Annotated in this window: 22 protein-coding genes; 15 read left to right on the forward strand and 7 right to left on the reverse strand. The window is 36.5% G+C overall.

The annotated features are described in order from the left end of the window. Genes CH367_RS07760 through CH367_RS07770 form a run of 3 tightly spaced genes read left to right on the forward strand, consistent with a single transcriptional unit; the run spans position 1 to position 3,971 of the window. The gene (locus CH367_RS07760) at positions 1-1,368 is read left to right on the forward strand and encodes a cbb3-type cytochrome c oxidase subunit I (RefSeq protein ID WP_100761900.1); all 1,368 of its coding nucleotides are present in this window, start codon (positions 1-3) and stop codon (positions 1,366-1,368) included. Continuing rightward, positions 1,365-2,189, forward strand: a complete 825-nt coding sequence (locus CH367_RS07765; RefSeq protein WP_100761901.1) for a CbbQ/NirQ/NorQ/GpvN family protein — start codon at positions 1,365-1,367, stop codon at positions 2,187-2,189. Before CH367_RS07760 ends, CH367_RS07765 begins: the two co-directional genes overlap by 4 nt. Before the next feature lie 6 nt (positions 2,190-2,195). Continuing rightward, positions 2,196-3,971 (forward strand): nitric oxide reductase activation protein NorD, encoded by a 1,776-nt coding sequence (locus tag CH367_RS07770; protein WP_100761902.1) that lies wholly within the window; start codon positions 2,196-2,198, stop codon positions 3,969-3,971. Between the two features lie 4 nt (positions 3,972-3,975). Here CH367_RS07770 and CH367_RS07775 read toward each other — a convergent pair whose 3' ends face one another. After that, the gene (locus tag CH367_RS07775; RefSeq protein WP_100761903.1) at positions 3,976-5,157 is read right to left on the reverse strand and encodes an NnrS family protein; all 1,182 of its coding nucleotides are present in this window, start codon (positions 5,155-5,157) and stop codon (positions 3,976-3,978) included. Positions 5,158-5,212: 55 nt separating this feature from the next. Then, a complete protein-coding gene (locus tag CH367_RS07780) occupies positions 5,213-5,833 on the reverse strand; it encodes a Crp/Fnr family transcriptional regulator (protein WP_100761904.1) in 621 nt (206 codons plus the stop codon). 474 nt (positions 5,834-6,307) lie between these two features. Between CH367_RS07780 and CH367_RS07790 the strand changes: the two genes are divergently transcribed. From CH367_RS07790 to CH367_RS07820, 8 genes are all read left to right on the forward strand, one after another. Further along, positions 6,308-7,423, forward strand: coding sequence for a transposase (locus CH367_RS07790; RefSeq protein WP_244284500.1), 1,116 nt, complete (start codon positions 6,308-6,310; stop codon positions 7,421-7,423). Positions 7,424-7,754: 331 nt separating this feature from the next. Further along, complete coding sequence (locus CH367_RS20975; protein WP_244284501.1) at positions 7,755-9,170, forward strand: transposase; 1,416 nt, start codon at positions 7,755-7,757, stop codon at positions 9,168-9,170. Positions 9,171-9,180: 10 nt separating this feature from the next. Further along, the gene (locus tag CH367_RS07800; protein WP_100761906.1) at positions 9,181-9,516 is read left to right on the forward strand and encodes an HNH endonuclease; all 336 of its coding nucleotides are present in this window, start codon (positions 9,181-9,183) and stop codon (positions 9,514-9,516) included. Then, positions 9,476-10,126 carry a hypothetical protein gene (locus CH367_RS07805; RefSeq protein WP_100761907.1) on the forward strand — a complete coding sequence of 217 codons (651 nt, stop codon included), beginning with the start codon at positions 9,476-9,478 and terminating at the stop codon, positions 10,124-10,126. Before CH367_RS07800 ends, CH367_RS07805 begins: the two co-directional genes overlap by 41 nt. Further along, a complete protein-coding gene (locus tag CH367_RS07810) occupies positions 10,116-10,793 on the forward strand; it encodes a hypothetical protein (RefSeq protein WP_100761908.1) in 678 nt (225 codons plus the stop codon). Before CH367_RS07805 ends, CH367_RS07810 begins: the two co-directional genes overlap by 11 nt. Further along, entirely contained in the window at positions 10,738-10,890 is a 153-nt protein-coding gene (locus CH367_RS21150) for a GIY-YIG nuclease family protein (protein ID WP_125226102.1), read from the forward strand. The genes CH367_RS07810 and CH367_RS21150 overlap by 56 nt, the downstream gene beginning before the upstream one ends. Before the next feature lie 150 nt (positions 10,891-11,040). Continuing rightward, a complete protein-coding gene (locus CH367_RS07815; RefSeq protein WP_100762091.1) occupies positions 11,041-12,189 on the forward strand; it encodes a phosphoribosyltransferase-like protein in 1,149 nt (382 codons plus the stop codon). A 154-nt stretch (positions 12,190-12,343) separates the two neighbouring features. Next, the gene (locus tag CH367_RS07820; RefSeq protein ID WP_244284502.1) at positions 12,344-13,456 is read left to right on the forward strand and encodes a reverse transcriptase family protein; all 1,113 of its coding nucleotides are present in this window, start codon (positions 12,344-12,346) and stop codon (positions 13,454-13,456) included. A gap of 77 nt (positions 13,457-13,533) precedes the next feature. On the opposite strand, the gene CH367_RS07825 is transcribed toward CH367_RS07820, so the two are convergent. Then, positions 13,534-13,824: a helix-turn-helix transcriptional regulator gene (locus CH367_RS07825; protein ID WP_100761909.1), complete on the reverse strand. Its 291-nt coding sequence runs from the start codon at positions 13,822-13,824 to the stop codon at positions 13,534-13,536. A 470-nt stretch (positions 13,825-14,294) separates the two neighbouring features. On the opposite strand from CH367_RS07825, the gene CH367_RS07835 reads away from it, so the two are divergent. Beyond that, entirely contained in the window at positions 14,295-15,314 is a 1,020-nt protein-coding gene (locus tag CH367_RS07835; RefSeq protein ID WP_125226103.1) for a hypothetical protein, read from the forward strand. 29 nt (positions 15,315-15,343) lie between these two features. Next, positions 15,344-16,315: a hypothetical protein gene (locus CH367_RS07840; RefSeq protein ID WP_100761912.1), complete on the forward strand. Its 972-nt coding sequence runs from the start codon at positions 15,344-15,346 to the stop codon at positions 16,313-16,315. Between the two features lie 7 nt (positions 16,316-16,322). Here the strand turns inward: CH367_RS07840 and CH367_RS07845 are convergent, their stop codons facing one another. Together CH367_RS07845 and CH367_RS07850 are read right to left on the reverse strand one after the other, a co-directional pair. Then, a complete protein-coding gene (locus tag CH367_RS07845; protein WP_100761913.1) occupies positions 16,323-17,453 on the reverse strand; it encodes a hypothetical protein in 1,131 nt (376 codons plus the stop codon). 1,144 nt (positions 17,454-18,597) lie between these two features. Next, positions 18,598-18,948: a hypothetical protein gene (locus CH367_RS07850; RefSeq protein ID WP_100761914.1), complete on the reverse strand. Its 351-nt coding sequence runs from the start codon at positions 18,946-18,948 to the stop codon at positions 18,598-18,600. A 270-nt stretch (positions 18,949-19,218) separates the two neighbouring features. On the opposite strand from CH367_RS07850, the gene CH367_RS07855 reads away from it, so the two are divergent. Together CH367_RS07855 and CH367_RS07865 are read left to right on the forward strand one after the other, a co-directional pair. Beyond that, positions 19,219-21,534, forward strand: coding sequence for a plasmid replication protein, CyRepA1 family (locus CH367_RS07855; protein ID WP_100761915.1), 2,316 nt, complete (start codon positions 19,219-19,221; stop codon positions 21,532-21,534). Positions 21,535-21,823: 289 nt separating this feature from the next. Further along, entirely contained in the window at positions 21,824-23,587 is a 1,764-nt protein-coding gene (locus CH367_RS07865) for a DUF4209 domain-containing protein (RefSeq protein ID WP_100761917.1), read from the forward strand. Positions 23,588-23,688: 101 nt separating this feature from the next. Here CH367_RS07865 and CH367_RS07870 read toward each other — a convergent pair whose 3' ends face one another. Continuing rightward, positions 23,689-23,988, reverse strand: a complete 300-nt coding sequence (locus CH367_RS07870) for a hypothetical protein (RefSeq protein ID WP_244284503.1) — start codon at positions 23,986-23,988, stop codon at positions 23,689-23,691. Between the two features lie 136 nt (positions 23,989-24,124). Then, complete coding sequence (locus tag CH367_RS07875; protein ID WP_100761919.1) at positions 24,125-24,787, reverse strand: tyrosine-type recombinase/integrase; 663 nt, start codon at positions 24,785-24,787, stop codon at positions 24,125-24,127. Between the last annotated feature and the right edge of the window lie 17 nt (positions 24,788-24,804).

Here is a 24,804-nt window from a genome sequence, read left to right on the forward strand (position 1 = left end):
ATGAAATATAAATCTCAGAAAGTAGCCTACTGGTTTTTTGCGACTTGTATGCTACTGTTGTCCTTACAATTAGTTTACGGATTTGTAATGTCTTTCGCGAGAATGGGGTTCGACGGATTGCACGATTGGATTCCGTTTAACGCGGCGAGGGCAACTCATACGAACCTTTTAGTCGTCTGGCTTCTCACGGGTTTTATGGGAGCGGCTCATTATATCATACCGGAAGAATCCGGCAGGGAACTCTATTCTGAAAAACTGGCGTATGCTCAGTTGATTTCACTCATCGTGGTCGGAGTCGTGTCGATCGTCGGATTCCATTTTAATATCTGGGAAGGACGAAAGTTTTTGGAGATACCGAGGCCACTGGACTATCTCGTTGTCGTGAACGTTCTTACCTTTCTTTTTAACATAGGAATGACCGTTTGGAAAGGAACCAAAAGTTCTACGACGGGACTTGTATTGTATTTCGGTTTATTCTCGGCCGCGCTTTTGTATTTGCCCGGTATGATTGAATTCAACAGTCAGACCGTAGATTCTTACTTTCGTTGGTGGGTCGTTCATCTTTGGGTGGAAGGAGTTTGGGAACTCATCATGGGCGGTATTCTTTCCTTTCTTCTCATCAAACTGACGGGAGTCGATCGGGAAGTGATCGAGAAGTGGCTCTACGTAATCGTCGGTCTTACGTTCTTGTCCGGAATTTTAGGAACGGGACATCACTACTATTTCATCGGAGTTCCGGAATATTGGAAATGGGTGGGCGGATTTTTTTCCATGCTTGAACCTCTTGCGTTTCTTGCGATGGCGATGTTCGCGATTTCCATGTATCGAAAAAGCGGAAGAAATCATCCGAACTCGATCTCGCTTTTTTGGACGATCGGAAGCGCAGTGATGTCCTTCGTAGGAGCGGGGTTCCTCGGGTTCGCACATACCCTGCCTCAAGTGAATCTTTATACACACGGAACCTTGATCACGGCGATGCACGGACATCTCGCGTTCTGGGGAGCGTATGCGATGATCGTTCTTGCGATCATAACCTATGCGATGCCGCTTATGACTGGAAGAAAACTCTGGAACAATCCGATGGGTCTTTATGCGTTCTGGGCGTCTAACATCGGTATGTTGGGAATGACCGGAGCCTTTGCGGTTGCGGGAATCGCTCAGGTTTATCTGGAACGTAAATTCGGAATGGACTTTCTAATGGTTCAAAAAGAAATCGAGGTTCACTTTCTCGGACTTACGTTAGCCGCAATCGTATTCACTTCGGGGATCATCGCGTTTATCATAAACTTTATACGTTTCGGTCGACCTACGGACGAGGCGTTGAACGCGGAGGATGTCACGGGTAATATCGTATTGAATTTGAAATGAAGAATTCTTCCTCACATACAGAAGAACGAAACGAAAGTTTTGCGCCGATCGATTTGCCTTTTTACAAAGAGACCGGGCACGAGGTCTCGACGTTTGAGCACGCTCATAAAAATAAGTTGCCGCTCTTACTGAAAGGACCCACCGGTTCGGGAAAGTCGCGTTTTGTGGAATACATGGCGGCTAAACTAAACTTGCCGTTGTTGATCGTTTCTTGTCATGAAGAAACTTCCGCGGTAGATCTGTTGGGTCGCTATCTCATTCAGGGAACCGAAACCGTATGGCAAGACGGACCCTTGACTCGAAGCGTGAGAATGGGTGCGATTCTTTACATAGACGAGATCGCGGAAGCAAGACCCGATACGATCGTAGCCATTCATCCTCTTACCGATTACAGAAGGGAAATTTATCTGGATCGAAAAAACGAAACGCTAAAAGCTCCCGATTCTTTTATGCTCGTAGCTTCTTACAATCCGGGTTATCAGAAAGGTTGGAAAGAATTGAAGCCTTCGACGAGACAAAGGTTTGTCGCTTTACAATTCGATTATCCGAAGTCGGATGCGGAAGAAGTTATCTTAAAGGGGGAAACCGGAATCTCATCGGAAGTCTCGGGAAAGTTGGTTCGACTCGGACAAAAGATAAGAAATCTTACCGAACTTGGACTGACCGAATCCTGTTCGACTCGTTTGCTCGTAGACGCGGCCAAGATGATCGCGGGCGGACTTCCACCTCGTTTATCCTGCGAAGTTGCGATCGTACAACCGTTGTCAGACGATCAGGACATCGTGAACGCCTTGAAAGATCTGGTCGCATTATCCTTGTGACTTCTCATGAGTTGGGAAGAATTTACCTTCAAACATCTCTATCGATTCGTTCGGAATCGAATCGAAGCAAGGGACGATTCTAAATCAAGGGAGAATTCCGTTTTTCTTTCCGAAATCAAGGATCGGCTTTCGATTCTTGCAAAGGCTCTCACCGGAACCAACATAGAAATTCTCACCGCGGAAAAAGAAGGTGGATACCAAAGGGATCGGTTTTTTCTTCCAGAGGTTTACTCTCACGCGCCGGATAAAAACAAAAATTTAGAATATTATATTTTTAGAATTTTATATCTGACCGAACAGAAACGTTTGAATCTCAACTGGGAAGACGGGGTCGATCCGGGCAGAAGTCTGTCTTTGCAAAAGGCGAAGGAAACCTACGGCTTGGTTTTGAAAAACATATCGAAGCAGTATCCGGATTCCGCCGAACTCGTAAACTCGGTGATCGAAATAGAAATTGAATTTCAAAAAAAGAATATTCGGTCTTCGGAATATGAGGAAAATCTCTCCTTGTTGCACGGGTTGTGGATGTCCGGACCGAAAGAAATTCTTTATCAAAGAGATTCTACGAGTCCAAACGAATATCTTAATCAAAAGGATTCGATCCAAACGGAAGTGGAAGGAGTCGCTCGGGAAAAAATCAATCCGATCCAGGTGGATCAAAAATCAAAGGAAGACTACACATTACAACATCATTTCGAAAAAGTGGATACGATCGAAGAATTCAACGGGAATTGGAGGGACTTTGACGGCTCCGATGAACTGGAAGAACAAAAAGAAGCCCTTCAAGAATTGGATCTGCGAAACACCGTCCGCTCCGACGAGCCCACACATTCGATCTATAAAACAGAATTTTCCTTCGGCTCTGTGCTTCCGGAAACAAAAGATTCTCGTTCCGAAGAAGAGTCGATTCCTTACGACGAATGGGACTTCGGCAAAAAAAAATACAGAAAAGGATATTGTAAGGTTTTTCCAAAGGAAATCGTTTCGGAAGATTCAACTTTTTATTCCAAGGTCGTATCGAAATACCGATCCGTTTTGAACATTCTTCGTTCTAGGTTCAATCGATTTGTCAACGAAAGATCGATCGTCAAACGACAGTTAGAGGGGGAAGAATTGGACCTGGATTCGATCGTTGACTATTTTACCGATATTCTATCCGATCGAAGTCCGTCCGAAAGGATCTATCTTTCCAAAAGAAAAACGTTTCGCGAAGTTTCGATTTTGGTTTTGACGGATACGAGTTTGTCAACGGATTCTTTTACGGACAACGAACGGATTTTGGACGTGGAAAAAATCTCATTAGCGCTATTCGGTCAGCTTTGTTCCGAATTCGGAGATCGGTTTCAGATGGATTGTTTTTCTTCGAGAACAAGAAACCACTGCGATTACGTTACGATCAAAAAATTTGACGACGTTTGGGAGAAGGCGAGAAATAAAATCGGAACCGTTCAAGCGAGCGGCTACACGAGAATCGGTCCCGCGATCCGACACGCGCTGAGCCAAATCGAAAAGGAAAAAAGTTCCAAACGATGGATTCTCCTTTTATCGGACGGAAAACCGAACGACTACGATCGATACGAAGGACGATACGGAATCGAAGACGTAAAACAGGCGATTCGAGAATGCGAAAAACGGAATATAGGTTTTTACGCGCTCGCGATCGACAAACAGGCCAAACAATATCTTCCTTCTATGTTGGGGCATAGTTCGTATCGGATTCTTCCGAATCCTTCTTACCTTCCGGATGCTCTCGCCGATTTTTATATGAAACTTTTGAGATAAATTTTTAAGTACGGTGAGAATCGGCCCTCGGTCCTATTAAAATATTCGAATACTTGAATGTAATTATCGAAAACGCGACGATCCATAAAATGCCGGAGACTGCATACCCCATCTGAGCACAGTCCAAAAACGGAAATACAACTCTTACAATGGTCGCAAACGTTATACAATAATAACCGAATACGACCGCTAAGGATGCTCGAATCGGACGTCCAGTATGCCCCAAAGAAACCCTTGTGATCATTCCATAAATAAAACCTCCGATCGCGCCGACCGTCAAAAGATGAAACGCGGAAGAAATCGGAAAAAATCCAAAATGAGAAAGACCGTAAGCCAGAAAACTAAGATTCATCCAAAGATAAGACAGAAATAAAATCCACAAAATCGGTGTTCGGCGAGACTTCCAAGGTTCCCATAGAAACCAACGAACCATTTGTAAAAACGAAAAACATACAGCCAAGATTCCGGTCGCTATGCTCAGAATGGGAAACCAAGGAAGAATCGATTCGATTCCGATAAAAAGAAACGCGCCGTAAAGACTGAACGATTCGATGGATTGAACCCTCCGAGGTTGTGCGCCCGCAACGGCGACGGATGTAAAGAAGGGAAGAATTCTCCCCGCGATAATCACGAGAAAAATGGAGACTAAAAAGACGGAGATATGAATCCAGTGTAGAACAAGTGCGGGTGATATCAAATTCAAAATCGATCCGATGGCGAGAGTATGATACAATAAAAAGAGCGCGTAACTGATCGCGATGACTCGGTTGTGTTCTTGTCCTTTTTTCGTCAAAGCGGGGACGAGAAGATACAAAACAACGATGTCGCATAACAAATCTGCCACGAATGCGGTGCGCGATACCAAATCGACGTCGATCCAAGACATTCTTCCCAAAAACCAAAGAGAAAACAAAACGATTAAGGATCGTTCCCGAATTAAAATCGTCTTGGTCCAGTTTTGCGCCGCGGTGAACAAAAAACCGAGTATAGCCGCGCGCGCGAAGCCGAATACCATTTCATAAGAATGGAATGCGATCGGACTTGCGAAAGCGGGAGGTTTGATTTGAGAGAAAAGAATCAGAACCCAAAACAGAACCGAGAATAAAGCGTGCAAAGACGCTCCGAGAAAGAAGGGACGAAACGCGTTGGCCCACAAATGCGTTTTAAGACTTAAAATAAAATTCATAAATCGATCCTATACACGATCCTTTTCTTTTTTCCTTGATCTGTATCAAAAAGTCTTAAAGAAATTGTTTCAGCTCTTCCTTGTTGAGGATTTTAATTTGTCCTCTTTCCGTATCGATGATCCGCTTTTCTTTGAGTTGTTTGAGAATTCTGGAAAACGTTTCCGCCCGCAAAACCAACATCGACGCGATTTGACCGTGACTCAGAACGGGAAATTCGGGTGGAAGATGATATAGAAAATGCGCAACCCTTTGCAAAGAATCCATCGTCAATCCTCGATTGATGGTCATATTCAAGGTTTGTAATTTTTGAAATAGGGACTGAACGAGCAGTCGATTCAGTGCGATGTTATTTTTGATTTCGTCTTTGAATGAGGAAAACGGAAGACGAATCACCGTTGAATCCTCAATGAATCTTCCGGACGCCGGATATGGAATTCCCGAAAGAATCGCGAGCTCGGCAATGAGACCAATCGGTGTGAAGAAATTCATCGTAATCTCGTTCGAATTTCCGCCATACTTAAAGATCTGAATTCTTCCCTCGGTCAGTAGATCCAACGAATCGGGAATATCTCCCTCGTGAAAAAGAAATTCTCCTTTTTTGTAACGTTCCGTTTTTCCTTTGGAAAAGACGGAAAGAATTTCTCGGTCATCGATCGTTTCAAAAATATCCAACACGTTCTTTGATTCTCTTTTCTTCGAGGTTGTTCCGTTCGAAGATTGACGGGAACATGGTTAGAATCCCATTTGTGATTTTACAGTATCATCTTTTTTGAAGTCGAACTCGATGACATTTGTCAATGAGAGGATGTGGGGGAATGTCAGGTTGGAACCTTAGTTCATACGATTGCTATCTGAGGCCGGAGAACTCGACGCTCTATCTAAACGAATTCTCGTTTCTCAAAAACGCCAGAGTTCTCGGCCATGATATTATATCAGAGAATCATGGTCTGTTGGGGAAAAGTTCGAGTAATTCCCTAACGATTCTCTCACTCCAATCCACACAAATCGCATTTAACGAGTGAATCTGATCTTCCAGTAAATACAAAATATTACACAAAGTTGACCGAAACATTCTTAGATACGTTTTACCCGAAACACTGTCCTAACTGCAATATCCAACTTCGTAAAAAGATCAGTACGAGAGAGTATTTGATTCGTTGTGAGATCTGCCATTATCAATCTTCAAGACTTGCATATACTCCGCTTCATCATTTCAAACTTCCGCTGTGGATCTTCGGTTACGTTTTCGAAGAAGCATATTTGCGAAGTCCTAAGGTTTTAACTGCTTCAGAGATTAAAAGAAAGACTGGAGTATCGTACAAGACAGCATTGTTATTGAAACGCCGTATTCAACTCTTTGCAAGTGAACAAAAGGAATCCTTCCGTGATTTAATCTACGAAAAGTTAGCGAGTTCGTTTCAAGAATTCCGCCTCCCAGTTGCAAATGAAAATGGTAAGACTAACGTTTCAGAAAAGAAATCTGCTCAACCAAGAACACCGGCAAAACTTTTGAAAAAGGCTTTAAAAGGAAAAGAGCAAGTAAACGCAGATACACTTGTATTGTTCTCCGCCTCCCAGAGAGCGAATAAAGGCCGTAAACGGCACAAACACGGCGGTTGTACGGCTTCTATCTACATGAGTGAGAAACTTGGCGGTAAACAGATCGGAACGTTAGTGCATACGATTGCTACGAGTGAAGGAGCTTTAATCTTAGATTCAGTCCCGGATCAAAAGATGAATACATTAGGTCCGTTATTCTTAAAGAACATTCCGAAAACAGCTCCTATATTCACAGACAGTGCGTATACGTGGTTAAGTGGCGTTTACAAAAATCACCGGATGGTGAATCACTCAGCGAAGTCAAAAGATTCGCGTTACAGATGGGCAAGGAACAGATGGAGTAGAGACGGAGTTCATATCCAATACGCGGAAGGAAACCACAGAGTCATTAAACAAGCATTCTCCGAATACGGATATATTAGACCTGAATATTCCCAACTGTATCTAAATGAGTATTGTTTCTTCAAGAACTTGAAAGCGTTTGGAATTGAGAAGCTCGTTGAGCGAAACAGGTTAAGGAACGAAGAAAGTAAGAAGGGGATTGAAGTAGCCGAGGTCGCGAAAATCGAGAAAATGCAAAATCCAACCGGCGAAAGTTTGCTTTTTGCTGTGAAAGCAAACTTTCATCCCGATGTGCGGAAAATCAACAAGAAATCCCTAACGATTCTCTCTATCCAATCCACACAAATCACCTTTAACACCTGACTCTTCTATCCCGATCAACACGGAATACTACTCAGAACTCACTGATTACTTCTTAGATACCTTCTACCCTAAATACTGTCCTGACTGTGACATACAACTTCGGAAGCGAGTAAGCACAAGAGAGTATTTGATTCGCTGTGAAGTCTGCCATCATCAAGCATCCAGGCTTTCCTTCACTCCCTTGCATCACTTTAAACTACCGCTCTGGACATTTGGATATGTATTGAATGAAGCTTACCTCAGAAGTCCGAAAGTCCTAACTGCTTCAGAGATTCAAAGAAAAGTAGGGGTGTCTTACAAGACTGCCTTACTGTTAAAGAGAAGAGTTCAGTTGTTCGCAACCGAACAACGCGACATATTCAGAAATCTAATATTCCAAAAGCTGAATCAACAGTTTCAAAATTTTCAACTTCCAGAAGCTCCGGACTTAAGCTCAAAAGCTTACCTGGAGGACTCACTTAAGAGAAAGAATAAGAGTTTTAATCATGTGACTACTCCAGGTAAGGCGATGAAGAAAGCTTTAAAGGGTAAGACACAAGTTAACGCCGATACCTTAGTGCTGTTCTCAGCCTCTCAGAGAGCCAACAAAGGCCGCAGAAGGCACAAACACGGCGGTTCTACAGCGTCCATTTATATGAGCGACAAACTCGGTGGCAAGCAAATTGGCACGTTAGTTCAGACAATTGCGACGAGTGATGGAGCGTTAATTCTGGATTCAATTCCTGATCAGAAGATGAATACTCTCGGTCCGCTCTTCCTCAAAAACCTTCCGCATTCAACTCCAGTGTTTACTGACAGTGCTTATACGTGGCTCGGATCAGTTTATGAGAACCATCGAATGGTAAATCACTCAGCGCGATCTAAGGACTCACGATATCAGTGGGCGAGGAATCGATGGAGTAAAGATGGAGTTCACATTCAGTATGCTGAAGGGAATCACAGAGTGATTAAACAGGCTTTCTCCGAGTACGGATATGTTCGACCTGAATATTCTCAGCTATATCTCAATGAATTTTGTTTCTTCAAGAACTTAAAAGCCTTTGGTGCTGAAGAGCTTGTGAGTGCGGTGAAGAAAGAGAGAGGAATTGAGGCTGGAGAGAGTAGTGGCTTGAGTGCTTCATCACCTTCATCTACTCCTGTTCAGGATGTCAAAGTAGGCCGCAAGTCAGTCCTCCAGAGTCCTTCTCTTGCTTCAGAAGCGAAAGAGAAGACTCGGAAGAATGTGCGGATTATACAGAAGAAATATTCCCCGGTTTTAGAGCAAAAAGACTGGTTAAAGCAAAAACTCTCTGCTCATAAATACAAACCCCTCACTATTGCTCAAAGAAAGGTGAAAGAAAATTATCTCAATGATAATTTTGAAATTACTTACAGAGATAAATTACAAAAGAAGCGGTTTTCTAAACTTTTAAATGAAATAAGAATCAATGACGTATTCTGGAAGAGCAAATCCACTAAGTATTTCAAAAAGAAATTTGAGCGAAAATATAATAACTACGCTTTTCTAATTTGGAATTCAATGAGTCAGGGAAATTGGTTAGATCTGAATTCATTACTTAAAACAATCAATATCCCTCGAATTGCGGCGTATCGCGTTGTTCGAAAATGGCAAAGAGTAGGTATCATTTCAATGACTGATAATCCTTCTCCGAATACCTGGGAGAAAACAAGAAAGATAAGAATCAAGAAGTCGATTCAAGATCTGCCTAATCTATTGTATTCAAAAGAATTTAAGATAAAAGTATAAAGAGGATAGAATGAAAAGTAAAAAAGAAAATATCGAGTTTGAAGAATCCGAAGTGTTCCGTTTCAAGATGGAACATTTTAAAAGTCTTCTAAAGAAACAGAATAAGAAATGTTATGTGACTGGTAGAAATTTAACCGCCGGAAATGTGAATGGAGCGCATATTCTTCCTATTATGAAAGGCGGTGAACATGAATTTGAAAACCTATGTTTAGTGATAGAGGAGCTGAAGCAATTAAAAAGGTATAAGACAATGGATGATGTTGTTTCTTACGCAGTGGACATCATAAATACTTGGGGAAAGAAATATGGATATTCCATTAAAAAAAATAGGAAAAGAATTTCCTAATCGAATCATCTGTAGTAAAATCGCGAATTTTCATAACTTCGTTTTTAGGCAAAATTCATATATTCAAACTTTAAAAAATGACTGCTTCCGTTCTAAGGCAGACGCGGTAGCGAATATTCAGAAAGAATTTATAACATTCATAATTAACCAAAAAAGAAGAAAAGGCACGGGCCGAAAAAAGGATGATTTAGGGAGAATTGATTCAATAGCTGTTGAAATTGAATTATTCAAATTCGCGGATAGGTATTTTAATAAGTGGAAAGAGAAAGAGGGGACTATAGAAAAGGAATTCAATTCTTTAGTGTCCGGAAAAACTTCTTCAGATTACGATGAATTTCAGCAAGTTTCTTCGTTAGTAACTACGGATTTGGAATCCTTTGAAAAATTAAATAAGAGATTCAAGAAAAATCAGACTACTTATTGGTATCAAGCTATTAAAAGAGTTAATCGTAACCTTGAGGTTGCAAAGACGGATAGTGATGAAATTGATTCAGAATGGGAAAGAAGTTGGGTGAGGATCAATCGAGAATATTTTAATAAACAATCTGTAAGTTGGAATTTAACTTTAAAAATGATTTTAAGGTATTTTGGAAAGATAAATGCAAAATAGTAGAATGAATAAAGAGAGAAAATTAAAATTGAGTCGTTCGGATTTATTCGAGATATTAGATAGTATTGAAGAATTAGAGAAAGAAGAATTATTTAATGCGATGCGTAAATTTAGAATGCCTGCTTATGATCAGTCAATTGCTATTGAATATTATGCAAAAACAGGAAAGAATATTGTATTAGAATGGTTTACACTAAAGAAATTAATTTATTTAGTCCGAATCAATTTTGTCGGTGGAGAATTTAATATTGAGAATGGGCTAATAGATGAATTTGATGTATTTGTAACTAAGGAAGAAATGGTTACATTTGAAAAGTTAATCAATGGGGAGAGTGATTGGGATTTTGATAGTTTTCTTACCAATCTTGAAATATCTAAAGTAAAGTGTAGTTTAGTCTATGATACTCTTGTAAGTTTAAGTGGCCCGGATCGCAATAAAACTATAAATAAAATATATAGAACGAACGCAGAGCGTAGGCGAGCTAATAATACCGATCCAGAACTCACTGCCGAGGGATTCATTTATATAGTGTTTGATGCTAAACATTATAAAATTGGAGTGACAAAAGACCTTGAGTCAGGATTTCAAAGTCTTAAAACTTCAACGTCAAATGATCTATTCAAGCAAAATAAAAGGTTACCGGCTTTTAGAAAAGAAAATTCATAAAGAATATTCTGGAAAAAGAATAGTAAGAGAATGGTTCGATCTTGCTGAAATTGATTTGATTGCTATAAAGTCTATGATAGAAAATGCCAAAATCTAAATGAGTAAAAATCCTTAAGTTAATTTATTATTTTTCTCGTCGAGAAAATAAAAAATTATATTAGTATAATTTTTTCTGAAGAATGGATGGGGTTATATTGAAAAAAGTAGTAAATAGAATCAGTTATTAAAAGGATTGAAGTTAAAGGCAATGAATGAATATTTAAATCAGTTCCCGGACTTCTATAGAAAGATCGTATATAAATTTCTGTGTCAGGTTGAATTTATTTCAAATATTGAGTTTGAAGAAGAGCTGACTAATTTAGTATTAGATAACCTGATTAAAATAAATGGAAAAATAGCATTCTTTCCAATTTCAAAGGGACCTGAAAACAATCGCGACAAAGTAAGATATTCGAGTGGAGAAAAAATAGGTTATATACTGACTAATTTAGAAAGATTATTTCCAGACAAAATAAAGGTTTCTCCAAGTATATTAGAAATGAGAACGCAAAGATATAAATCAATCGTTTTTGTCGATGATGTAATTGCATCTGGCGAGAGCATAATAAAATATGCTCGTAATAAAATAAACAAATCTATAAAATCCTGGAGTTCATTAGGATACGTTAATCTTTATCTGCTTTCTGTAGTTGGATATCCAAACGGAATTAATAGGATTTTAGAAAATACAAATTTATTTAAATCTGAAAATATTTATTGTTCGAGAATTGCATTAAATAAGTCCAAAATTTACAATTCTGAATTAACTTATACTGCCAATAAATTTGGTCGATTGACAAATCGATCAAATTTAAGCATTGGGTTTATGGAATCTAAAGGATATCATATTTTCGAACATGGTTGCCCTAATAATATTCCCTCTATGCTTTGGGCAAAAGGTAATAAAAATAATTTTAAACCATTGTTTAAAAATAGAGGAATTCCATTGAATTTACGGTATCTATTTAAGAAAGAATTTCAGATACAGCAATCTATTGAGAACATATTCGATTTAAATCAGCCGAAGCTTGCTCTTAGATTGATAACTGCAATTGAGAATAAATTTTTGAAACATATTGAAAAAGAAATTTTAATTGTACTTTCAATTTCTTCAATAGGAGTTTCCGAGGGAAATGCGTCTCAATATTTTACTAATCAAAGGAGATTGATATACCTAATAAAGTTATTGAAAAAGCAATGTGTATTAAATTCAGACTTTACTATAACAAAATATGGAAGGCAAATTTTAAAGAAGTATAAGAATTTTCAGGTAAACAATGAAATCGCTGGCGAACAGCAATACATTGAAGATATATATTTACCTGATATATTTGAAGGGGTTCCCATTCGTGTTTAGAGAACAATGGACAGTGATCCATTGGCAATTAGCGGTTTTTAGTAATTATCGCACTGAAATTGCCTCCGTTGGAAAGTCGACAACAAACGCTCGCTATTGCTCGCAGGTCTTGCAGCTCGCGTTTGTCATCAATCTCTTCGAGATGATAAAGTAAATGTTGAATGGGGGCCCCTTCAAATATATTAAAGAATCTCTTATTAAATCGAATTCTATTTTATATAAAATTAAAATTTCAATTTATGTAAGAAAGTTATCTTCCAAAAATTTACCAATTCTCTTTAACTTGAAACACCTATGTAATATTATAAATGTTTCATATGTAAAATCCAAAGATATCGTAAGCCGAAAATACTATGCGTATAAACATTTTACAATTAAAAAGCGTTCTGGAGGAGTGCGGCATATTCATATCCCTAAAGATGAGTTGCGGCTTATTCAAAAATGGGTTCATAATAATATTTTGCTTAAAAATAGTTATGACGATAGTGCATTTGCTTATATAAGCGGACGAAATATTAAAATGCATGCAGAGCGACATTGTATGGCAAGGTGGGTTTTAAAAATAGATTTAGAAAATTTTTTCGAAAATACCACTGAGCGCAAAGTGTTTCATATCTTTAAAAAAATGGGATATTCAAATATAATGTCTTTTGATTTAGCAAGATTAACGACGATTCCAGTAAACATTAAAGCAAAAGAAAAATTGAAAAAGTGGAAAAATAAATCGTCTATAAATAAGTCAGATCGTATTTTAGGTTCGCTACCTCAGGGTGCTCCATCATCCCCATTACTTTCAAATTTATGTTTTGCTGATTTAGATAGAGAAATATTTAGTATAGCAAATTCCGCTGAATTCGTTTATACAAGATATTCTGATGATCTTATATTTTCGACTTTTGAAGGAGATAGAATGAAAGTTTTAAACTTATTAAAAGATGTACGTAAATTACTTTCAATAGGTGGATATAGAATTAATAATAAAAAAGTCAAGATATTGAGTCCTGGAGCGCGAAAAATAATAACCGGATTGAATATCAATCAAGGCTTTCCTAAAGTTAATAAAAGTTATATTATGGAAGTTAAAAAACACCTTTATTATTGTTTAAAATTTGGACCGCTTTCGCACTGTGAAAAAATTAATTTTAGAAATATTGTCTCGTTTAAAGCTTTCTTAAAAGGCAGGATTAACTATATAAAATTGATAGATCCGGTAGTAGGATTAAAGCTTTCTCAAAAATTTGAACTAATTCATTGGCCAATAATTTAATTGTACAAAAAGTTATCTGTCTTCAGCATTTTCTTTGAAATGGGGTGACAAATTTTCATAATCGATTGCATCTCAAATTAAGTGTTTTTCTTACTTTTAAATAAAGATTTCTTACGCGGCCTTTTTCTGGCTGGTTGAATCGAAACTTTCTCTAAGTTGAATAACTCTCTGGGATCAATTTTTAATTTTTTCGAAATCTTGTAAATAGTTCGTAAATTGATGCTGGAGCGTCCGCTTTCAATATTCTGAATAGTCCGATAGGGAATACCGTCATCACCAGTATCTAAATCCTCCTGTGAAAGTTCTCTTTCAAGTCTTAATTCCTTTAATCTAAGACCAACTTTGCGTCTGAAGGTTGTAAAATCCACATAATGGATTCTAAATCAATTTGACATAGATAACACACTATATAAAGTGATATAAAATATAACACTTAAAAAGGTGCGTTAAAATGAGTTATATAACAAGATTCCTATTAAAGAAAAATCTTCAAAGACTATTGATATTTTTAATTTTCCTAATTTCCGTCCCAGTTCTTTCCTTTCCCCGTATCGGAAACCTTTCTGGAAGGGTTCTCTACATTTCAGTATATAACGGTCAGGAAAGGCTCGTTACAAGAACACAACTGAATCCTGGTGAACGCGTAGAATTGGGTGCCTGCGATCAATTCATTGTCTTTGGCGATACCAACCCTCCAACTAATTTAGCTAAATTCTCTTCGTGCGATCGCGAGATCGTTATCGATCAAGATCTTAAAGGACAAAGAGTGAATTGAACCTGAGCGCCTCATTCGATTTTGATGAGGTTTCCTTTTTCTAATTCCTTAATGAAAACTATTATGAATTCAAAATATTTCCAAACCTGTAAACGAATCGAAGCCCTTATCTTCCTTCTTTCATTCTCTCTCATCTCCTGTCTCGGCTACAGAGAGGATCGAGTCGCCATTCAAAAGAATCAGATCGGAACCGCATCCGAGATCGTACAATTAGTAATCTCTCCTCCCGATGCTACTGGTAACTTTTTAGAATTCTCAATCAATCGAATGGAAGAGATAAAGTATGAAACGAAAGTTAAAGTGACAACTTCTCTTCTGAGAAATAAAAATGGAACCCTTTGTGATAAATTTACGAACTCTGGAGAAGAGGAAAAATGCGTTAGCTACTACGCCTCGTTAGGTTTAGGAACTTTTGTTACCGCTGGTCTTTGGATTCCGATCGCTTTGGTTTTTGATTGGATTCCCGCAATTTTTAGAACAGGAGATTCGATTGTAACAGAAGAATCAACTGAGAAGAAATCAAGCGTTCAATGTAATATCAAGAACAGTGAAGCAGTATTTGAATATGGAATCGGCGGTTGGGACAAGACTCGAAAAGTTCAAATTAACAACTGTGTCGCTAAAGTCCCATTAAACGACGAGTTTAATTCAAATTATTCTATGTCATACCGTGTTTCGATTACTGGAGCTTCCTACGCGAGTTCCTCGCTCAATTATTCAACTGATGGAGGCGCATTTGGTGTAATTGAGAGTAAACGTTTTTTAGCAATCCAGAAGAATGCTGATCGAATTCTTGAAAGAGAAGATCGAATAAACCAGTTAACGCAAGAAGTGGAAAGTAAGAAAGAAAAAAGGCAATGTCTATCCTTTATGGGTAATATTTCAATTTACTCACCTATAAGAAATTATCCTAAAGATTATGCGATACCTGTTGCTTCCAGCTGTCAAATCACCTGTCTGAAAATGAAAGAGAGATTATTTAGTTCGGATAATACTGGAAGAGTAGTTATAGATTGTACTGAAAGATGCAGACAATGTTGGGATGTGTTAGGCTGGGAAAAGTCCGGACGGTTCCAATTATAAATTTCAAATAAAAATAATAGGATACACTTATGTTCAATAGCTATCTCACCCATGTGAAAACCGGATCTGTTTTTTATAAAAAAACTGTAATTCTCGCACTCATCGGAATCGCGTTTCTTTTTCTCGGAAACGTTTTCGTAAGAATCATAGCAACCGAGAATCTGTTTGTTCCTTTGTTTCTTCTTGGATTCTTAATATCGGTGATTGCACTTGCGTTGCTGATCGTCTCGGCAATTCTTCGGCATGGACCGATAACGCTTTACATAGTATCGATCCTTATTCTCCTGATCTCGCTTTTTCCTCAGATGATCGATTCTAACTTCTATAGTGTTCACTACGATGAGAATCCAGTGACGGTGAGTGATTCTTTGAAAATCGCCGGTGAGATCTATACTGAAGGAGATGTCTTGGTCAACGGGAAGTCTGTTGAAAGAGCCGGAGTGAAATGGAGTATCGACTTTCCATTGGCTTTAGGAGAAAATTCGATTAAAGTTGTTCTGAAACGTCCGAGCAGTTACGAGAAATTCAGTAAAGAATTTAAGATAGAGCGCGTGACCCTGGAAGAATTGGCAAAGCGAAGGGAAAAAGAGAGATTAAACAAAATCGCTCAGGAGAAGAAAGCCGCTGAGGATGCGAAAGAAGCAGAGATACAGAAACAAGTCAGTATAAAGGAAGCCGATAAAGAAGCATTGGCCGATAGTTGTGATCGAAATCCAGAGAAAGCGGTTAAGATTGAAAATTTTAACTGGATTAAAGACGAATATAACTTAACTTACTTCAACGCTTTGGTTTATAACCCGTGTTCGATTCCTCTGAAGGATTTCAAATTTCACATCGAATACTTTGCACCAAGCGGGACGAGCGTGGATAACGGTTGGGAGACTGTTTACAAAAAAGTTGATCCAGGAAAACGGATGTGGATGAAGTTTTCCAATTCATTATGGAACTCGCAGGCTTCATCAGTCCAACTTGAAATTTCATCGGTTGATAAATACAAGTAATCTCAAGTCAATTAAGACGGTCTCTCGGATTGCAGAGGCCGTCTATTAAATCTCTTATAAATCCATCACCGTGCTTTATACATCCTTCGATTGCTAAACCTATAATCAAAAGCTCTTTAGCTTGGTTTCGGATACGATAATTCCGACTTTTAGATGAGCCGCTCCTTTTCGACGGTTTTACAATTTCATCGAAATTTTCGATTAAAAATTGTTCAAAATATTTGCCTTTGTGTGCATCAATAAGCTTTAGAGAAAGATTAGCTTTGTTCTCAGAATTCCTTTTTTTTGAATGATATTTTTTAATCTCATCTTTCAGATTATCGGTTTGCGGAATGAAGGAGAAATTTATCAGGTGCTTGAACATTTTCTTGCTCTGCGAAATAAAATACGAATCAGCATCGAAGTTTTCGAGATGAAAAAGATAGGCAAGATCATCATTTTTGAAATTAGGATTAAATGATTTAAAGAGCTTTTTTGCTTTCCTCGTCTTAAAAGCTCTAAATTCCACGCGCAATATATTTTCGATCGATTTTATATTCATTTGTTCGCTTTTGTCGTAAATGCATGCTTCAGTTTCTTTATTCTTATAATAAATAGTATTTTTATTTTCTGTTCCGCTTTTTAAAAAATTCAGAGCTCTGAACAATTCAAAATATTCATCATAATCAATTTTGAGAATTAAATTTCGAAAAGTATCGACTCTTGATGTCTTTACATCTTTCCAATTAGTTATTCTGAATCCTAATTTTTCGAATTTCCTATCGAGAATTTTAATTAATTTTTCGTAATAAATCGGAGTATTCGAACTGAGATTTATCCCATGCAATATGCTGGAGACAGAAAATTGAATAGTGTAATAATAACAGGCGGTATCGAATCTCCTTTTAATAATTCGCAAATCATCTTTAGCAAGTATTAGAGCTCGACTTTTCCTATCGTATCTAAAATTAAAAATATAAGGATTTATGATTTGTAAGTTAGTTTCGAGTATTAAAAGCTGAATCGTATCAATTCCGGTATAAGTATCAATATCGCTAAAGACAGGAATGTTTGATTCTGAATCCTTTATAAGTGATAATCGGCTACTAATTTCATCCGAAAAGATATTCGCGCCATAAAGTTCTGATATAATTTCCATTTCCTACTCTCTCCATTTGTAATGGTTATGTAGTTATTCTATCCACGGAAGATGCTGAATGTTCGAAAAAGTAAAAGAATGCGCTGGTTTTTTTACGCGTTAGATGTTTTTGAATATTCTTGAAATGGATTCGAGAAAAATTTCTTTAACTTAGAACAGAGAAATTCGTTAGAGTGTAGTAACTCGGAATAACTTGCTCTGTATTCTCTTAGGATGCACGCAGAGACGCATATGGAACCAAGCTAATGTTCTCCATTATTTATGCGAAAAGATTCTCAGTTTTAATTTTATGAGTTAATTTGAGTGTGGTGAGTATTTAAGAGTAAAGTTTTTGATGTTGTCTAATTTGCTTTAACTAAGGATATAATAAATGACTTCGATTTTCTAATTCACTCTTTTTTCTACTCGGAATCGCTTCGGCACTGATTCCGATAACAATAGTGCACTTCTTCACTTTTTCTAACAAAGATATTCTATTATCTAACCTCAAATCCTTTCAACATCCTTTACTGAAAAAAAATTTCTTTATTATTCTATAAAAAAATGTTTCTTTGAAGGCTCTCTTACTTTCTTTGAACTTCTAAATTGTTGTTAAATCTGTAGGAACCATTCTTTTATGGTTCTTGTCTGAACAATTTTATCTGATCTTTACAGAGCTTATAGTATAAAAGAATCATACTCCTATTCTCTTTTAATCTTCTTTCCTTACGAGAAGTGTTTATCTAAGTTCTTATCTTATTAATGGTTTGCTGAACTATTAACTTTTACCTTTGACTGTTATTCATTCTGAACTTTCTTAAGGCTCTTTAAAATATATTCACAGAAAGATTTCCTATATTTAGAAGTGAAATTGAGTTAGAAAGAAAGATGGATGAACAAGAGTGTAACGAGCGAAACTATTATGCTGTTAAAAAGCTGTTTGGAACTCCTAATTCTGATTTAGAACTTCGTTATTGGAATAAAGAATGAACAGATACTTTTATAGAGAAATATGTTTCCGAGCTAATTGAGAAGATCAAAAATGAAGATCAACTGTAAATCCTGGTTATTGAACAAGTCTTTCAGTCTGACGTTGATTCTCGTTAAAATATGAGCTACTGATCTAAGATTCTTTGATTTAAGACAAATAGCTCTTCCGCCGATCTTAATTTAGAATATTGACTCCAAATACTTCTCTAAATACTATTTCAGCCTTATATCCGCATATCCGTATCCATCCTTTTTTCCTTGCATTGTGTATAAATTTTCTTATTTCTTCTATTCGCGATTTCAACGCTTCCGCAATACTTTGAACTTCAGTGAAGTCTATTTCGTTTAGTTCCAATCGATCTAACTCGACTAAAATGACATATATTTGCTTTGGGTCTAAGAAATCCTTTACGGCTATTGGATGATTTGTCTTCAGCTTTGGATATAATATTAGTCCACTATTTGTTTCGTTTAAATGAATCTCATATTCCTCAGGTGTTCCGGGGTTCACAGTTTTTATAATCATTTTAATATCCTATTGGCGGTCGATATTTGCCGCCGGTGTTATGCATTATTAGTTATTATTTGAAATTTAAAAGCTCGTTCGTAGTTGTCATTGTAAGAAGATTGATAGTTGCAATGCATTAATTAAGTAATGCTTGGATAATAATGGTAGTATAAATGTGACAATAAATTGAACATTAAGTCACTAAGTAATGTAATATTATAAAAAACTAACTATAGTTAAATAATTTTCTCAGGTTTTAATACTTCAAAAGCAGATAACCAATAGGAGATGAATATTATAAAAAATCAATTTGGTATTGAGTATCCTAACGAGCAAAAAGAGATAATCAAACACGCTTTAAACTATTTTCCTCCTTTCATGTCGGAGCATGAAGAGAGCAGGGAGCTTTATTCATTTATTATTAACACAATTTACTTTCACTTCGATGAAGACGTGGTTAAGGAATTACTTTGGCCTTATCTACAAGACCAATTCCCGGATACTTTTGAGAGTTTAGCAATTCCTGAATACTGGGTTGATATAAATTCATTATATCTTGAGGCTGAAAAGCACGGATGGAGTCTTCAGGAGTATTTCAATCATAGAAACTATGAAAATGGCAGATTGAATGGACCTAAAGAGCTTCCGGTTCCAGATTCCGCAAATGTGGTCATGGATAATAGATATTTGGATTTAAATATAGGCGAATTATACTTTTCTAAAGATGCAATTATCCATTCCGCTCATGGAACGGGGAAAACTGAGTTTATCATTAACTTATTACATTCGAATCAATTTATTTACATTACTCATAGAGAGCAACTTGCTAAAGAAGTTGTGTTTAGGCTAAGGAATGCGCGAGTTAACGTTCTGTTTTATAATGATCTTTCCGATTTTGAGTTAAGAAACGTTGATGAAAACATAGTCATTTGTATAAATTCAATTTTCAAGCTCGATCTGAATCGCTATAAGAATCGAATGATTGTAATTGATGAATTCGATCAATTTGTTAACCACATTCACGGTGAAACTTGCGAAAAGAGGCAAACGCTTATATTTGCAAGTTTTCAGTATTTAATTTCGAATTCGAAAGAGCGAAAATTTCTCTCTGCTGATTTTCCCCCAATTGCTTTGAGTTTTATTCGGAACGTTCTGAAAATACGAAAGTTGGTTTATATCTTTAATAAACACCTTCCAAATCAAGACAGAGATTTGTTCCTTTACGATAAAGAAAATTTAATCATTTCACATCTTGTTAATGCGCTGGAAAAGGGCGAAAAAGTATCTGTAGCCAGTTTTTCGAAAGAAAAAGTCAAAAATCTCGTGGCGTGGTTAAGCAATAGGTTCGGCGAAAACAAACGAATAATTTATTTTGATAGAGAATCGATAAGCGAAGAAGAACAATCTTCATTACTTCAAAACAAATTTCTTTTTGAAGAATATGATGCAGTATTGTATTCTCCTGTTCTGTCGAGTGGAGTTGATTTTAACTTACCGTTCTCGAAATTCAACTACCTCTTAGTGAATTCGAAAATAGAGATGGATCACATCGAAGCGATTCAGATGGCTCATAGATTCCGCCAATTTGATGAACTTCATTTGTTTTGTGCCGATAAGTTATTTAAAAATGATATAGATGATTTTTTCACTGAAGGTAATGTTTATTCAGAATACTTTAGAGTTGGATTGCGCGATTATATGCGGAATCATAAAATCTATAATGAGTTGTATAGCAGTAAAAACATTACAAAGAAACCGGTCGGGACTTTATCATTCATAATTAACTCTTTTCTTTTGAACGGTTATAAAAAAAGAATCCTATCGAATTTTTACTTCAATTTGGTTGTTGGATTGGTAAGTCGTGGATACCGTGTAAAATTTATAGATAAATTGAATTATGAAAATATTCCTTTAGTTAAATTCTATGTTCCAAATAAGAAAACAACGGTTAACAAGGTCTATGAATCATTCACTGCTACGTTATCATTCGAGCGTATCTTAAGTGGGACACAGATTTCTGATGTAGAGTTTCGAGCAATTAAACGGAAGGAACCTTCAAGTATAGAAGAAATGGAGTCCCTTGCCATATACGAGATTAAGAGTGTATTAGCTTTTGATGAAAATAATGCAGAGAGTCATGATGATCTGAATTTCTATTGCAGATCGAAAATGACTGTCGAAGCTTTCAAGGAATGCCTTTTGAATTTTGGTTTGTTGATGAGCGATTTAAACAATTTGAAAAACATTGATTTGATACTGAATTCTCAAATGGAATCCGATCAAATTTCCTCCAGCATAAAAAGGGCAAGGCTTTACAAGGAAATATGGAAATTGATACCATCGGAAAATTTTGCCGCTGAAAATCTCGAGGGTATAGTTGAGTTTATCTCTGCGAATGAAGTCGAAATATCGGAGATTATTTTTAAAATTACTGATATCTACAAAAAAGAGCCGGTTCGGTTTGTAAGTAGATTCTGTAGGATAATCGGGATTAAACTCAATAGCAAGCAAGTGACTGTGAAGAAGAATAATGTTTATTGGATTGTAACTGAAAATTTCTTTTACTACGAAAGAATCTTAATACGAAAGGGTTGGGTTCTTTAGGAAGAAACGGTATTGAATTATAATATATTCTTTAAAAGTTTATTAGAATGTCTAAATATTATTCAAGTAATATTCATTTGAAGGCTTGTCCAAATTGCAACCACTGGTTTGGAATCGATACTAAAAAGCGATTTGATGGCGTTAATCGAGGGTGGCTTTTTCGGATCGTCTGTAAATCTTGTAAATTACAGACCGAAGAGTTTAATATTTTAGAAGAAGCTAAGTTGGCTTGGAATATTATGAATTCTAATAGTTAGTTATAAAAGATAAAGTTTATAGAGAATCCGTTTTGCACATAATTAAAATTTTATCCGTAAATCTTGAGAATTTATCATTCGAATTAGAAATATGTAGTGAAGAATTAAATATTTCGAATCGAAAGAAAGCGGAGGCATTAGAAAAATTAGCGTTGGAGCATGAAACCAGTCTGAAAGTAGGTAATTTTGAATTCATTCATTTTGTGGCAGTGATTTTCAATTTTCGGATGAATTTAGAAAATATAGAAAATCCCTTTGTGAACTCTGACCCGATTCGCGAAATGGAAAACCTTTCAATACTATTCAAAATAGAAGAATTTATATTTGATTTAGAACTATTATCAAGAATTCAAGATTTTAAATGGATTTTTAAAAAGGATTACCAAGCCGCTAAAAGAGCGATCGACACTTATTGTAAAATATTCTTTGAAGTAGAAACGACCTGGGACTCCATTGACTTACTAAAAAGAGCATTAACGATTGCTTCGAAGCTAAAGGATTTAGAAAAGGTAAACGAAATTTGCGATAAACTTTTCACAGTTATTGAAATTGATAAGACCGCTGAAGAATCCTTTAAGCAATGGAATTTGTTATCGTTATACTGCGAATTTCAAAGAGAAATTCCTAATAAGTTTTTTCAATTGGTTAAAGAAAAAGCTTTTTTAAGTGCTAAGGAAAAGGCGCATGATCGCGAACAACGCTATTATGAGTTACTCGCGCGTGGGGCGAAAAAAAGTAATTTAGAAAAATTGGTCCGCACGTCCGCGCTCTTAAAAGCGAGATCATTAAAGCGGTCCGCAGTTCAAGTGATTAAAGCCAGAAAATCAAATTTAATCGCCGCAAAATTTATTAGAGACGCGATTGATTCATTAAATCAATTTAAAGTTAATGAAAGTATTAGAGATTCTTACTATAATCGGTTAATGCGATATCAAGAAGTAGGCATATCCAATGAATTTGTAACTTTCACGCACAGTGTTGATGCAACGGATTCAGTAGCCGCAATTAGACAAAAAGTTGGTCATTCTGATCGCTTGATAGCTATTCAAGCATTTACTGAACTATATGATCCTCCTTCGAAAATTATCGCTTTAAAAGAGATAAAACGTCGCAAAGATAGGACAGTATTTTCGAATTTATTTGGAAGAGTATCTTTTGATGGCCGTTCGAAAATTACAGCTTCAGGGGAATCTTTTTATGGAAGAAGAAACGATACTAATAATGAATTTGAAGCTGATCTCATAGAATTTTACTCTTTTAATCAAAGGTATTACGGTGCAAATGTAATTCCTCTTGCAATTTTTGAAATGAATACTTTGAATTATTACGATAGCGAATTTTTAAGTTCTATTGTGGAGAAATCTCCGATTATTTTTGAAGATCAGAAAGAACTGGCTATTTCTGCATTGTATTATGGAATGAATTCGGAACTCCATAAATTTGCTTACATAGGAGTTCCTTTATTTGAAAATATTTTAAGAAATCTTTTAAGACTGGCTGGTGTTTCGGTCGTTCATCAGGAATCTGGCACTAATATTCAAAAGGAATACAATTTAGACTCAATATTAAATCACCAAAAAATGAAAAATTATTTTTTCGAATCGGAGATTCTTGACTTTAAAGCTCTGCTTGTAGATCCGAATGGGGCTCAATTAAGGCACAACGTTGCACATGGTTTACATGGTGATAATCTACGAAGAAACCCGATTGTATATTATTTTTATTTTTTGTTTATTAAAGTTCTGTTAAGATTTGAAACTAAAAAAAATGAATTCAGCGAAGATTATGTTATTTGAATACATTAGAAAGACTTATTTAGTTCGGAAATTCAAATATGTTGTTACAGAATATAATGAGTGATAGTTTTAGTTAAGAATTAAGATTTTTGTAAATATCATCAATATCCGAATTCCTCATGCGTTAGCGAAAGAATGATTATTGGTTCGCCGGATAAACCGAGGTGGCTTTTTATCTTGAGTTCTTTAGTTAAGGTCTTCCCTCTAAAGTCATAACAAACTTTGAATTTCTGGGTTGCCGGTTCTATGAACTCAGTTTTTCCGAATAGACTCTTCGTAAGGATTTCACCGATGATCTCATGATAATTAAAATTCGGATCTTTAGTATAGTTTACCGAGATGATGAAGTCCAAAAGATCACAGGTTATCATGACTGGATACCTGTAAATTATCTGAGCCATCTCATGATAGATGCAATCGTTTAAGTCGAATAATGTTCCATCATCGAGCGCCTCTTCGAGCGAGTATAAAATTGTATTGTTTGAATTCTCAGTTTGATCCATAGGTTAATAATATATTTTACAAAAGAAAATCTCTTTAATCCCACGTTTTCAAGAATTCCGAGCCATCGAAGTAAGGTAGAGTGTAGAATTTACTCGTTGTGATAGGTGAAGAATGTCCAAGAACCTTCTGAGCCGCAATCGAACCAGCTTCTTGTAATAACCGAATTCCAACAGTGTGTCTGAAAGCGTGACAGTGAACATTTCTACCCTGGCATGTTTTTACATTCCAGGAAGAGACAATGAACTGCAATCCGCGCTTTGAAAGAGGAGATCTTTGAGTTTGATTTCGTTTAGGTAAAGAATGAAAAAAGGAATCAGATTCGATCTGGAATTTTGAATGGTAGTCTCTGATTTTCTCGATTAAATACTTCGGTAAAACAGCGAAGCTACTATTCCCTCCTTTCTTCCTATACTTAAGCAATGTCTCGCTCGATGGACCCTCAAGTAGGTCTGAGAATTTACTACTGACGATTTCTTTAGCTCGAAGACCAGTGATCGACATGAAGAGGAAGAGCGCGCGGTTACGATAATTTTCTTCTGTTGTTGGATTCGAGAACCTATTGAGAAGATTCTGCATAGTTTCATTGGTTAGCCCTTTAGCGAATCCAATAGGCTCCATTGCTGGTTTCTTAGAGTTCTTATCTCCTTTTCTTGTAAAAGTTTCAAACTGGATTATTTTGGCGGTGTTACTTGGCATTATTGTTCCCCCATTTC

The sequence above is a fragment of the Leptospira barantonii genome (genome assembly GCF_002811925.1).
GTDB classification, from domain to species: Bacteria; Spirochaetota; Leptospiria; order Leptospirales; family Leptospiraceae; genus Leptospira; species Leptospira barantonii.

Bases quoted from the DNA above. Each gene is read 5' to 3' on its own strand.
- CH367_RS07770 (WP_100761902.1), top strand. From the start codon at position 2,196: ATGAGTTGGGAAGAATTTACCTTCAAACATCTCTATCGATTCGTTCGG.
- CH367_RS07775 (WP_100761903.1), bottom strand. From the start codon at position 5,157: ATGAATTTTATTTTAAGTCTTAAAACGCATTTGTGGGCCAACGCGTTT.
- CH367_RS07870 (WP_244284503.1), bottom strand. From the start codon at position 23,988: ATGGCTCAGATAATTTACAGGTATCCAGTCATGATAACCTGTGATCTT.
- CH367_RS07765 (WP_100761901.1), top strand. From the start codon at position 1,365: ATGAAGAATTCTTCCTCACATACAGAAGAACGAAACGAAAGTTTTGCG.
- CH367_RS07845 (WP_100761913.1), bottom strand. From the start codon at position 17,453: ATGGAAATTATATCAGAACTTTATGGCGCGAATATCTTTTCGGATGAA.
- CH367_RS07875 (WP_100761919.1), bottom strand. From the start codon at position 24,787: ATGCCAAGTAACACCGCCAAAATAATCCAGTTTGAAACTTTTACAAGA.
- CH367_RS07840 (WP_100761912.1), top strand. From the start codon at position 15,344: ATGTTCAATAGCTATCTCACCCATGTGAAAACCGGATCTGTTTTTTAT.
- CH367_RS07855 (WP_100761915.1), top strand. From the start codon at position 19,219: ATGAATATTATAAAAAATCAATTTGGTATTGAGTATCCTAACGAGCAA.
- CH367_RS07850 (WP_100761914.1), bottom strand. From the start codon at position 18,948: ATGATTATAAAAACTGTGAACCCCGGAACACCTGAGGAATATGAGATT.
- CH367_RS07815 (WP_100762091.1), top strand. From the start codon at position 11,041: ATGAATGAATATTTAAATCAGTTCCCGGACTTCTATAGAAAGATCGTA.
- CH367_RS07800 (WP_100761906.1), top strand. From the start codon at position 9,181: ATGAAAAGTAAAAAAGAAAATATCGAGTTTGAAGAATCCGAAGTGTTC.
- CH367_RS21150 (WP_125226102.1), top strand. From the start codon at position 10,738: ATGATCTATTCAAGCAAAATAAAAGGTTACCGGCTTTTAGAAAAGAAA.
- CH367_RS07820 (WP_244284502.1), top strand. From the start codon at position 12,344: ATGTTGAATGGGGGCCCCTTCAAATATATTAAAGAATCTCTTATTAAA.
- CH367_RS07805 (WP_100761907.1), top strand. From the start codon at position 9,476: ATGGATATTCCATTAAAAAAAATAGGAAAAGAATTTCCTAATCGAATC.
- CH367_RS07835 (WP_125226103.1), top strand. From the start codon at position 14,295: ATGAATTCAAAATATTTCCAAACCTGTAAACGAATCGAAGCCCTTATC.
- CH367_RS07760 (WP_100761900.1), top strand. From the start codon at position 1: ATGAAATATAAATCTCAGAAAGTAGCCTACTGGTTTTTTGCGACTTGT.
- CH367_RS07810 (WP_100761908.1), top strand. From the start codon at position 10,116: ATGCAAAATAGTAGAATGAATAAAGAGAGAAAATTAAAATTGAGTCGT.